Raw genomic sequence first — 11,673 nt, forward strand, 5'->3', positions numbered from 1 at the left:
CCGACCGGCGACGAAGGGGACATCGTCGGCGATGTCCCCTTCGGCCGCGGATATCTCGGCCGCACGGTAGCGCTTCCGCGATCCTCCTGATGCGCGCAGCCGACCGCGGATCCGCGACTTCGCGGTGGTGCCCGTCGTCAGCTCGCGCCGAGTGCGTCCAGGATCATCGGGCGGGCGGTGGTGATCGCCTGCTCCCAGTAGGGCCAGGTGTGGGTGCCGTTGACGAGGTCGACGCGGGCCTGGATCCCCAGCGCGGCGAGCCGATCGCGGAAAATCTGCGCGGCCACTGTCGACAAGGCCTCCAGACCCATCGCGTTCACGGTGTTACCGACGCCGTTCGGCAGGTCGGGCGCCCCGGGCACGCCGTTGCCGGCCCAGATGTACATCGGCAGGCCGCGCAGCCGTTCGGCTTGCACGGTGGGATCGTTGCGGTGCCAGGCCGGGTCGCCGGCCGGACCCCACATATCGTCCACATTGAACCGGCCCTCGTCCCACAGCGCGGCGCGGACCGCCTCGTTCCACATCGGGAATGTCGGATTCAGGAATCCGGAGAACGATCCGGCGAATGTGAACTGGTCGCGGTGATGCGCGGCGAGGGCCAGCGCCGCCCCACCGCCCATGGAAGCACCCACGATGGCGTTATTGCTGCGCGAGACACCGTATCTCGTGAGGAAGGCCGGCAATTCCTCGGTGAGGAAGGTTTCCCATTTGTACGTCGTGGCCTGGCCGTTCGTACTGCTCGGCCGGTACCAGTCGGCATAGAAACTGGAATGCCCGCCGACCGGGAAGACCAGCGTCACATCGTCTCCGGCGAACCGCCGCAGGATGTCGGTATCGCTGGTCCACTGATTGTGGTCATGGGGTGCCCGCAGGCCGTCGAGCACATAGAGCGCCGCCCGCCCACCACGCGCCGCCCACTGCACCTGGACCTTGATCGGACCCATATCGGACGGCACCACGAGTTCCTGGTTCCCCCCGGCCGGGGCCCGTAGTGCCGGCGCACCGAGCGGCGCCGCGGCCGCCACCGCCCCACCGGCACCGGTGGTCAACACCAGCGCCGCAATGACCACACCGAGTTTCCGCAGCCGCCCCCGCGCGACCCACCGCTTCTCCACTGCCACCCCGTACCTTGTCGTCGGTCTCCAACCGTGCCGCTGAGCAACGCTACCGGCGAGATCCGTACTGCGCCCCCCATCGGGCTTCCCAAGGATCGGAATAGACGGGGGCCGAAGCGTCCCGTGACGATTCGTTCACCACCGACGGTATGAGCGAACCGCGCCGGCAACGTGCACCGCAGGCGGCTTCGTCGAGCAGTGGAGTCATCGCCCCCGCGGTAGCGCCCGCGCGATGCGTGCCCAGGCCTCACACCTCGGCGACGGACGCGGCCCGGTGTGTGACACCCGGCTTCCGCGCGGCGGCCCGGCCCGCGGCCGCCGGGCTCGAGCTTCGCAACCAAGGCGTCGCCCTCGAACTCCTCGGCCCGGCCGCCCACACCACCGCGACCGCGATCCCGGCCCTGGACAGAGTTGCCGGCCACGCGCGGGCCCGGCCGGCAGCTCGTCGCACTGAATCGGAATTCCGACGCGCCCCTCATCGGCGGACGGCTCCGGTATCAGTGCGTGGCAGTGCCGGAGCGCCGGGCAGGCCCGGCACCGCCACGCCTATCTATCGCCCGATCCGGCCCGGACGGCCACCGTGGCATCGAGTTCCACCAGCGCGCCCTGCGGCAGCACCTGGGTCGGCAGCGCGGTCCGCGCATGCCGGCCCGCGTCGCCCAGGACGGTGCGCAGCAATTGTGAGGCGCCGTCGGCCACCGTCGGCTGATCCACGAAATCGGGGGAACTGGCGACCCAGATATCGAGTTTGAGCACCCGCTCCACATTGTCGAGACCCACCGCGGCGTCGATGCGCGCCAAAAGGTTGAGCGCCGACGTCTCGGCCGCGGCGATACCGTCGTCGACGGTGGCGGTTTCCCCCACCCGGCCCCCGCGGATCTCGCCCGACGCGGTCCGGGAGATCTGACCGGAGATCCACAGCAGGTCCCCCCAGCGCACCGTCGCCTCGTAGGCGTAGCGGGGTGCGCCGAGCGTGGGGAGTTCGATGGCCAGTTCGGCGAGTCGCCGCTGTACCTCAGACATGGCGTTTTCCATTCGACGGCCGGGAGCGCGCCCCGGGGCGGGTTCCGGCCGGGGCGTACGGGAACCCGCCCCGGCGCATCCGGGTGGGATCGGCGGTATCGGCCGAGGTCATCGCTTGCTGACGATGTAGGTGCGGTCGCGCCCGATGTACCACAGGTCTTCGGTGCCGATCGCCGCGTTGTCGTAACGCCACGGGATCTCCGCCGCGCCGTAGGAACCGATATCCAGGACATGCTTGTACCCGGGACGGAGTTCGTTCGCGAAGGATTCCTGCTTACCCATGAGGTGCCCGACATTGCGTTTGCGGTACTCGGTGTTGAAATCCACCTCCGTTCCCAGCATGCCGATCTCGACCATCCGGTCGAGGTGCGGCGCCAGGTAACGCAGGGTGCCCTCGTGCACGTCCTCACAGATCACGCCAGGCCGGAGCTGACCGATGATGCCCTCGCGCACCACATCGAAGAAGAAGGCGTAGGCCTCTTTCGCCGCCGGGGTGCGCGGCAGTGAGCGGGCCATATCGGAGGTCGCGACGATGACTCCGTCGATCACGATGCGCACGCCGGCGTCGAGTTGGATGCATGTCGTCTCGGCATCGATCGGGAAATCGACGGGCGGGCCGGGGAAGAGCATCCGATTGGAGGAATGCAGATTGGTGAAGTAGGGCTCGATGCCGAACGGGATCTCGTTCGCCGTCCGGAATTCGACGATCTTGTCGAGGTACACGGCATTGATATCGAGTTCGGTGAACGAACGACCGGTGTCGAGGCCTGCCTCCGCCCAGGCCAGCGCTTCCTCGATGGCGAACACACTCGCGCGTGCCGCGACCACCTGGAATGCGAGATCCTCGTGATCACGGATATCGCGCCAGTGCCCGAGGTCGTGCGAGATGCCGACGAGTTCGGCGCCGGCCTGCTCGAGCTCGCGGGCCAGGCCGACGCTGACAAACTCCTCCTCGACCCCGGTGCGCGGACCGCCGGCCAGTACCCGGACGGCAGCGCCCACCGACGGGTACCGGCCGATGGCCGCACCCGGAATTCCGGTGGCCTCGTCACCGGCCAGCACGAGCAGTTTCCCGGAACCGGCGAGCCACAGCGCGACCGCCCCGTCCGGCTGCGCGAACCCGGTGACCTCGGTGAAGTTCGGCGGCGCGGCGAGCAGCAGCGCGTCGAGACCACGATCGGCCACCAGCGCCTCCAGCGCCGCGAACCTGCTGTCCTCGCTGCTGCTGAACTCCGCTTCCAGACCCGCAAGATGCGGCACACCCTCGATCAACCGCCGCGCGGTATCGACCCCGGTCCGGCGCCACTGCGCGAACCGCGCGAGCACCTCCGACCGGTCCAGCTCATAGGCGGTCACCGGCACGGGGTCCCGGTCGGCGGCGACGAGATCCACCGCCCCGGACAACGCGCGGTAGTGCGTGTACACCACATCCGCGGCGAGGTGCACCGGTCCGTCCTGCGCGAGTTCACGAACCAGACTCACCAGGGATTCCGCGGCGGGGGTATCGGCGACGACCCGCGGGTCGATCGTCACCCAGGGTGCGTAGAACTTCATCCGCTCTTTCGGAACCCCGGCCGACAGTGCGTTGCCCTGTTCCTGCTGACGCACGAGCAGGTACTCCTCGTCGCCGGTATGGGCGATCAGCGGCGCGACGAACGGGTGCGAATCGAGACGGATCGCGGAGAAGAGGAGACTTTTGCGCGCATCGAGCCCGTAGGTGCGTGCTACCTGCGCCGGATCTGCGGTGATACTGAGCATTTTCTTCCCTCGGTGTCGAGATTCTGGATGGGAGTCGGGCGGGGCGGGGTCAGCTGATCCCGGTGGTGACCCCGATATGGGATTCGATTTCCGTCACGTACTCGGAGAATTCCGTGGAGTACCGGTGTTCTTTGCCGCGCGGCCGGGGCAGATCGATCGTGATATCGGCGACGATCTTGCCCGGGCGGCCACCGACGACGACCACACGGTCGCCGAGCCACACCGCCTCGGAAATGCTGTGCGTGACGAACAGGACACTGCATCCGGCGGCCTGCCAGATGCGCTGGATCTCGAAGTTCATCGAATCGCGCGTCATGGCGTCGAGCGCACCGAAGGGCTCGTCCATCAGCAGCAGCTCGGGATGCGACACCAGCGCCCGGCAGATGGCGACCCGCTGCTGCATACCACCGCTGAGCTCGTAGGAGTAGCGCGTGGCCCGGTCGCCGAGGCCGACCATTTCCAGCAGTTCCCGGGCGTAGCGGCGCGCTTCATCGGTGCGGGCGCCGCGGAACTCCAGCGGCAACAGCACATTGTCGAGATTGTTGCGCCACGGCAGCAGGACCGGGCTCTGGAACACCATGGCGATATCCTCGATACCGTCGCTGATGGGCCTGCCCTTGACCAGGATCTCGCCCGCGGTGGGCTGCTGGAGTCCCGAGATCGTCTTGAGCAGCGTGGTCTTACCACTGCCCGACTGTCCGACGATCGACACGAACTGTCCGGGATTCACATGGAAGTCCACCCCTTCCAGGACCGTGTTGTCATGACCGTCGCGGGACCGATAGGTCATTCCGACGTTGTTGACCGAGATGGCGTATTCGTTGTTCATAGGGCCCTCTGTCCGGCTCTCACGGGGCTTGGATGGTCTCGCCGCGCCGCACCGGCGCGAGGAACTCATTGGTGTAGATGTCGTCCGGGGTCAGCTCGCTGTCCGCCCGGAGACCGAGGAATTGTCGGGAGATATCGAGCATTTTCTGCACTCCCGCGTCGTCCATGACGCCGTATCGATCCACCGATTCGTCCGCCGACCAGTTCAGGGAGCACTGTTCACGTATCGCCAGGGTGACGGTCTCGGTTTCGAAACCACTCACCTCCTTGCGGAAGTCCTGGGCCGCCTCCTCCGGGTGCTCGCACGACCACAGGAAGCCTTTCTGCATCGCCCGGTTGAATCGGCGCACCTGGTCGGGGTTGCTCCGCAGTTTCTCGTCGGACATGACGATTCCGTTGCCGTAGAGGTCGATACCGATATCGGCCCACTTCAGCACCACGGCCTCCCGGCCCAGCGCGTCGATGGCGGGTTGGTCGGAGACGTACAGCGCGAGGTTGGCGTCCCACTGGCCCGCCAGCAGGCCGGGGATCTTCGACCCGCTCGAAGCGTGCACGACGTGCACATCCCGCTCGGTGAGTCCCAGTTTGCTCAGCGCGAAGGGCCACATCGCGGTCATCGCGCCGGCTCCCTCGGTGGCCAGAGTTTTGCCTCGGAGATCGTCCCAGTCCTCGATTCCGGTCCCGGCGAGGCCCACCACCGCGTAGGCGGACCTGGCCTGCAGGAGGTTGACCTGTTTCACCTCGGCGCCCCGGCCCTGGCTGATGATCGTGGCACCGAAATCCGCGAAGCCCACGTCGACCTTCCCGGTCTCCACGGAGGTGACCGTATTGGTCGAACCGGATCCGGGCATGATGGTGAGGTCGAGCCCCTCGGCCGCGAAGAAACCGCGTGCGGCCGCCGCGAAGAACGGCGCGTGCTTGGGCAGGTATCCCACGTCCATCATGATGGTCATCGAGTTCGCTCCGCCGCCGCTCGCACAGGCCGGTAGCGCGGCGAGCAGGACCGCCCCGACGAGCGCGGCGATCTTTCGCCTCGAGTTGCGCATTCGAGTCTCCGCTCCCCTGGTCACTTCGCGTGGTTCTTCCACGGGACCAGCTTCCGTCCCGCGAAATCGACGAGGAAGAACAGTGCCAGCGCGATGGCGGCGAGCACGATGAACGCCGCGAACATCGACGGCAGGTCGACCTGACTGTTCGCGAGCAGGATGACATAACCCAGCCCTTTCGAGCCGGCGATGAATTCACCGACCACCGCGCCACCCACCGCGAGGGAGATCGAGATCTTCGCGCCGGAGAAAATCGACGGCAGCGCGTAGAACAATTCGATCTTCGTCATCTTCTTCCACTGCGAGGCCCGATTGATCCGGGCGAGTTCCTGCAGCTCGTTGGGTACCGAACTCAAACCGTCATAGGTATTGATGACCAGCGGGAAGAATGCGATGGCCATAGCGACGAATGCCTTCGATTCGAAACCGAATCCGAACCACACGATGAACAGCGGCGCGAGCGCGACCTTGGGAATGGTGTCGATCGCGACGAGTGCGGGGTAGAGAAAACTCCGTATTGTCGGCGAGTAGTGCAGTGTCGCCCCGCACAGCACACCGAGGGCCGTGCCGAGGGCGAACCCGGCCAGCGCTTCCTGCAGAGTGACGAAGGTGTTGGTCGCGAAGTACTCCGGCCGCTCGATCAACTCCTGGAAAGCGGAGACAGGGCCGACGAGCAGGAATTCCGGCGGATCGAAAACGACCACCAGCAGCTGCCAGACCACGAAGAGCCCGACGATACCCGCGACCGCCTTCATCCCGGTCGCGATCGAATCGCGCGCGGGCATCTTCGGGAAGGAAACGGCAGCGCGCCGGGCTGCCGGTTCGGTGTACGAGCGCGCGGCGCCCGGGTCGACCTCAGGAACGGCCATGACAACGGCTCCCTTCAACGGACCCGCTGAGCGCGGAGACCGCGACGTGGTGGATGCCGGCGCCCGCCGGCAGGCCCGGACACCCGCGGTCTCCCGCGGTGGCAGGCGTCGCCCGGCCGGGCGACGGCGACAAAGGGACTGGTCGAAATATCATGGGTTCCTCACAACATTGGAAGGTCCGCGGCCGGGGCGGACGAGACGGCCGGATCCGGCGCGGCGAGCCGGCCGCCGGTGATCGGCCGGGTGGCACACTGTTCTCAAAGGGTGATCGAGCGGGATTTCTCTACGATGTCCATCAGCAAGTCCCTCTCGACATCTTCCAGGTCGGTCAGCGGTGGCCGTACCGGGCCCGCCGGATGTCCCACCAGGGTCATCCCGGCCTTGACCACGCTGACCGCGTATCCGGCTTTCCGGTCACGGATCGCGGTATAGGGCAGCACCACCTCGTCGAGCAGCCGGCGCACGGTCGGCCTGTCCTCCGCCCGCACCGCCCGGTAGAAGGTGAGGGCGAATTCGGGCAGGAAGTTGAACAGCGCCGAGCTGTAGGTGGTGACCCCGAGTTCGAGATACGGTAGCGCGAACGTTTCCGCAGTCGGCAGGCCACCTATGTACATCAGGCGGTCGCCCAGCCGCGAATGGATGCGGGTGATCGCCTCCAGGTCACCGACACCGTCTTTGTAGCCGACCAGGTTGGGGTGGGCGTCGGCCAGTTCGGCGAGGATTTCCGGCGTGTACACCGCATTGGCCCGGCCGTAGACAACGATGGCCAGCGAGGTCGCTTCGCAGACCGCACGAACATGGCCTTTGAGGCCCTCGGCGGACGATTCGGTGAGGTAGGGCGGGAACAGCAGCAGGCCGTCGGCTCCGGCCGCCTCGGCATCGCGGGCCATTTCGACCGCTTGTGCGGTGCCGTACCCGGCGGGGGCGAGGATCGGGGTGCCCGTCGGCGCGCTCTCGGCGGCCGCCCGGACCACCCGGCCGACCTCCGCCGGGGTCAGCGAGAAGAATTCCCCCGTCCCGCCGGCGGCGAACAGACCGGCGACGTCGTATTTACCGAGACGAACGATATTCTCCCGATAGGCGGGTTCGTCGAATGCCAGGTCGTCGGTGAAATGGGTGACCGGAAACGACAACAGCCCGGAGCCGAGCTTTTCGGCGAGTTCGGTCGGTGTGAAAGCGGGGGGCAACGTTTCCTCCTGCTGATAACAGCTCTTCTTAGTGAACGAGACCACAGTAAAAACCGCTGTGATACATGTCCAACACTGTTTCGGCATCTATCAATACCTATCTTGGATTGATCTGCTGCCGAACAGCGGCAAGAGCTTTCACCCGCCGAACCACCCCGGCGCCACCGCCGGAACCTCCACCGGATGTTTTCAGCCCCGCGGTAACGCCTGCACGATCCGCGTGATCCGCGCGCCGGCCTCGCATACCCGCTCGATCTTCGCGGCGAGGTCGTCGCCTTCGAATTCCTCGGCCCGCCCGCCGACACTGATGGATGCCACCACCGAACCGTCGCGTCCCAGGATCGGCGCCGCCACGGCGGCCACCCCCGGCAGATAGTCGGAGTTGCTCACCGAGTAGCCGGCTTCCCTGATCTCGTCGAGGTGTTCCACCATCCGGCGCTCGTCGGTAATGGTCCGCTCGGTGATCGCGGGCAGCTCGCCCGTAATCCATTTGCTGCGTAAGGCTTCGGAGTGCGCGAGCATAACCGTCGGCCCCGCCGCGGCATGGTAGGGCATCACCGACCCGACCGTGATCCCGGCGACGACGAGCGAATTCCGCCCCTCGAGCAGATCGATGCAGACCGCGCCCTGTTCGGCGGGCACCATGAGATAGGCCGTGTTGCCGAACGCGGTCGCCAGTTCGGTCATGAAAGGTTTTGCCGCCGAGCGGATATCGAGTTTCGACAGCGCGGCCGCCCCGATCTCGAAGACCGGCATCGCCACCCGGTAGGCGCCCTCCTCGGTGCGATCCACCCACCCCGCCTGGATCAGCGTGGCCATCAGGCGGAACACCGTCGTCTTGTTCATCCCGCTCGCCGTGGTGAGGTCGTTCAGGGTCCAGGCGGGCCGGTCCGCACTGAAATGACCGAGCAGCGTGCACGCCTTGAGGACAGCGCCCACGACATCGCGACCCCCCGGCGCCTCGGACTCCACGGGCACAACCACTGCCACTCACTCGCTTTCATTCGACGTGCGATCGGTCTCGTCACCATACGAACAGACATCCACCGATCGGGGTTGACTTTGTGACCCGCACCACCTTACCGTCTCATATCGATATACGAAACGCATTCCGCATTGCGAAACGGAGAGTGGACTGGTGCGCAGCCCGACCTTGAAAGACCTCACGTCGAACGGACTCGTCTACGCCCCCGGCGTATGGGACGGCCTCACCGCCCGCCTCGCCGAACAGGCAGGTTTCAGCGCCCTGTGCGCCTCGGGCTTCGCCGTCTCGGCGGCGCTGGGCCTCCCCGACGCCGAGCTCTACACCCAGACCGAGAACCTCCAGGCGGTCCGCACGATCCGGGAGTCCTCCAAGCTGCCGCTGGTCGCCGATATCGACACCGGCTACGGCAATGCCGTCAATGCCGCCCGCACCGCCACCAAGTTCGCCGACGCGGGCGTGGGCGGGATGTTCATGGAGGACCAGGTCTCCCCCAAGTCCTGCCCCATCTGCGTGGGCGACCCCGTCGACCTGATCACCGTCGCCGAGGCCACCGGCAAGATCCGCGCCGTCCGCGACTCCATCCCCGACGACGTCCTGCTGATCGCACGCACCGATGCCCGCGGCGACGACGCCATCCGCCGCGCCCAGGCCTATGTCGAGGCCGGCGCGGACATGATCATGCCGGTCACCAAGACCTTCGAGACCGTCGAACAGTGGCAGCGCTGCCACGAGGAGGTCGGCGTCCCGCTCATGGCCACCCTCACCGCGTCGACCTGGACCGAACGCGATTTCACCCCCGAGATCCTCGACCAGATCGGCGTCCGGCTCGCCCTACTGCCCACCCAGGTGCTGATGGCGGTGGCCGGCGCGGCCCGCGAGACGCTGAAGCGACTGGCCGCGGGCGAGGCCCCCGCCCAGGTGAGCGCCGACGCGCTCCAGCACCACGAGTTCGTCGAACTGATCGGGTTCCCCGAGGTCGAGGCCATGCAGAACAAGTACCTACCCGCGAAGGAGCAGTGACCACCGTGGGTTACACGATGACGGAGAAGATCCTCGGCCGCGCCTCGGATCAGGACACGGTCCGCGCCGGCGAGAACCACGCCGTGCACCCCGCCCGCATGATCGCCTACGACTTCCCCGGGTACACCGATGTGATGTTCCGGCAGATGCGCGAGGACTTCGGGATCACCGAACTGGAGGACCCGAGCCGCTACATCGTCTTCATCGACCACATGCTCACCAAGGGCAACGACAAGGAAACCGAGGTCCACCAGGTCACCCGCGACTGGTGCGAGTTCTACGGTATCGAACTGCACGAGGGTCGCGGTATCGGCCACCAGCTCACCGCCGAACTGGGCCTGGCCATCCCCGGTGAATTCCTGGTCCATTTCGACGGCCATATCAGCGGTATCGGCGCGTTCGGTGCCCTCGGCTGGGGTATCCGGCGCGACCTCATCGAAGCCTGGGTCACCGGCCGGGTCTTTGTCGATATCCCCGCCACCACCCGTTTCGACCTCGTCGGCGAATTCCCGCCCGGCGTCGACAGCCGCGACCTCGTGCACACCATCATCGATATGGTCGGCGCCGACGGTTGCGCCCATCAGGTGATGGAATTCGGCGGCCCCGGCGCCCGCGCCATGACCATCGACCACCGCCAGGGCCTGTGCGGAATGGCCATGTTCACCGGCGCGGTCTCCGCTCTCTTCGAACCCGACGAGACGTCCCTCGCCTACGCGAAGAATGTCGCCCGCCGCGACTTCGACCCGGTCTACCCCGACCCCGACGCCACCTACGCGGCCCGCCACACCATCGACCTCTCCACCCTGACTCCCCGGGTGGTGCTCCCCGGCTCGGCCCGGGCCGTCAACACCAAAACCGCCCAGGAACTCGCCGGCACACCCATCACCAAGGCGTTCATCGGCTCCTGCGCCAGCGGCCGCATCGAAGATCTACGCGCTGCCGCCCTCGTCCTCGACGGCCGCGAGGTCGCCCCCGGCGTCGAACTCAATGTCGTCCCCACCTCGCAGAAGGTGTACGAGCAGGCCGAGCGGGAGGGCATCCTCGATGTGCTCCGCGCCGCAGGTGCGCATATCAATATATCGAGCTGCGATTTTTGCTTCGGCTACCAGAAACCCCTGCAAGCGGGTGAGAACTGCATCTCCACCGGCGTCCTGAACATCTCCGGCCGTATGGGCAGCCCCGACGCCAACATCTACATGGGCTCCCCCTACACCGTCGCCGCCAGCGCCCTGGCCGGCACCATCCAGGAGTCGGTCCAGTGAGCGCCTATCCCCCACCCCCGGACATCATCGAAGGCAAGGTCGCCTGGATCTTCGGCGACGATTTCGATATCGACCTCGTCGTCGGCGTCGCCAATATCAAGTCCTACGACCCCGACCATCTGCGCTCGGTGTGTATGCAGGCCTACGACCCCACCTTCACCGACCGCGTCCGCCCCGGCGATATCATCGTCGGCGGCCGTAACTTCGGCTACGGTCATCCGCACTATCCACCGATGGTCGCCCTCCGCAACGCGGGTATCGCGGCCATCGTCGCGGAATCCTTCTCGCCCGGCTTCTGGCGCGGCGAGACCTTCAACGGCATGCCGTTGATCACGATCCCCGGCGTCTCGACCGCAGTCCGGGTCGACGACGCCGTGGCCCTCGACTGGCGCACCGCCACCCTGCGCCGGCCCGAGGGAACCGACCTGGTCGGAACCCCACCGAATCCGCGGACCGTTCAGGTCATCGAGGCCGGTGGTTCGTATGAACTCCTGCTCGCCGAGCACGCACGCCAAGGACAACCGCAGTGACCAATGTCGATCATCGCGTCGAGAACCCTGACAGCCGGCCCGCCGGGCAG

11 protein-coding genes are annotated in these 11,673 nt (G+C 66.8%); 3 read left to right on the forward strand and 8 right to left on the reverse strand.

Features of this window, described 5'->3' with window-relative positions; genetic code table 11:
• Window positions 1–137 precede the first annotated feature (137 nt).
• The 8 genes from ACQPYS_RS22575 to ACQPYS_RS22610 form a co-directional block, all read right to left on the reverse strand.
• Entirely contained in the window at window positions 138–1,115 is a 978-nt protein-coding gene (locus ACQPYS_RS22575; RefSeq protein WP_063039619.1) for an alpha/beta hydrolase, read from the reverse strand.
• 546 nt (window positions 1,116–1,661) lie between these two features.
• Window positions 1,662–2,138: a RidA family protein gene (locus ACQPYS_RS22580; protein WP_431939903.1), complete on the reverse strand. Its 477-nt coding sequence runs from the start codon at window positions 2,136–2,138 to the stop codon at window positions 1,662–1,664.
• 108 nt (window positions 2,139–2,246) lie between these two features.
• Window positions 2,247–3,896 carry an aminopeptidase P family N-terminal domain-containing protein gene (locus tag ACQPYS_RS22585; RefSeq protein WP_433490745.1) on the reverse strand — a complete coding sequence of 550 codons (1,650 nt, stop codon included), beginning with the start codon at window positions 3,894–3,896 and terminating at the stop codon, window positions 2,247–2,249.
• A gap of 49 nt (window positions 3,897–3,945) precedes the next feature.
• A complete protein-coding gene (locus ACQPYS_RS22590; RefSeq protein ID WP_265804244.1) occupies window positions 3,946–4,725 on the reverse strand; it encodes an ABC transporter ATP-binding protein in 780 nt (259 codons plus the stop codon).
• A gap of 19 nt (window positions 4,726–4,744) precedes the next feature.
• On the reverse strand, window positions 4,745–5,770 hold the full coding sequence (locus ACQPYS_RS22595; RefSeq protein WP_433490746.1) for an ABC transporter substrate-binding protein: 1,026 nt from the start codon (window positions 5,768–5,770) through the stop codon (window positions 4,745–4,747).
• Window positions 5,771–5,790: 20 nt separating this feature from the next.
• A complete protein-coding gene (locus tag ACQPYS_RS22600; RefSeq protein ID WP_063039610.1) occupies window positions 5,791–6,639 on the reverse strand; it encodes an ABC transporter permease in 849 nt (282 codons plus the stop codon).
• Between the two features lie 257 nt (window positions 6,640–6,896).
• Window positions 6,897–7,826: a 5-dehydro-4-deoxyglucarate dehydratase gene (gene kdgD, locus ACQPYS_RS22605; RefSeq protein ID WP_433493104.1), complete on the reverse strand. Its 930-nt coding sequence runs from the start codon at window positions 7,824–7,826 to the stop codon at window positions 6,897–6,899.
• 189 nt (window positions 7,827–8,015) lie between these two features.
• Window positions 8,016–8,816, reverse strand: coding sequence for an IclR family transcriptional regulator (locus ACQPYS_RS22610; protein ID WP_245664703.1), 801 nt, complete (start codon window positions 8,814–8,816; stop codon window positions 8,016–8,018).
• Window positions 8,817–8,964: 148 nt separating this feature from the next.
• Between ACQPYS_RS22610 and ACQPYS_RS22615 the strand changes: the two genes are divergently transcribed.
• Genes ACQPYS_RS22615 through ACQPYS_RS22625 form a run of 3 tightly spaced genes read left to right on the forward strand, consistent with a single transcriptional unit; the run spans window position 8,965 to window position 11,623 of the window.
• Entirely contained in the window at window positions 8,965–9,831 is an 867-nt protein-coding gene (locus ACQPYS_RS22615; protein WP_063039606.1) for an isocitrate lyase/PEP mutase family protein, read from the forward strand.
• Window positions 9,832–9,848: 17 nt separating this feature from the next.
• Window positions 9,849–11,093: a 3-isopropylmalate dehydratase large subunit gene (locus ACQPYS_RS22620; protein ID WP_433493105.1), complete on the forward strand. Its 1,245-nt coding sequence runs from the start codon at window positions 9,849–9,851 to the stop codon at window positions 11,091–11,093.
• Complete coding sequence (locus tag ACQPYS_RS22625; protein ID WP_063039602.1) at window positions 11,090–11,623, forward strand: hypothetical protein; 534 nt, start codon at window positions 11,090–11,092, stop codon at window positions 11,621–11,623. The genes ACQPYS_RS22620 and ACQPYS_RS22625 overlap by 4 nt, the downstream gene beginning before the upstream one ends.
• Window positions 11,624–11,673: the final 50 nt, after the last annotated feature.

Source organism: Nocardia grenadensis, assembly GCF_050942415.1.
GTDB classification, from domain to species: Bacteria; Actinomycetota; Actinomycetes; order Mycobacteriales; family Mycobacteriaceae; genus Nocardia; species Nocardia grenadensis.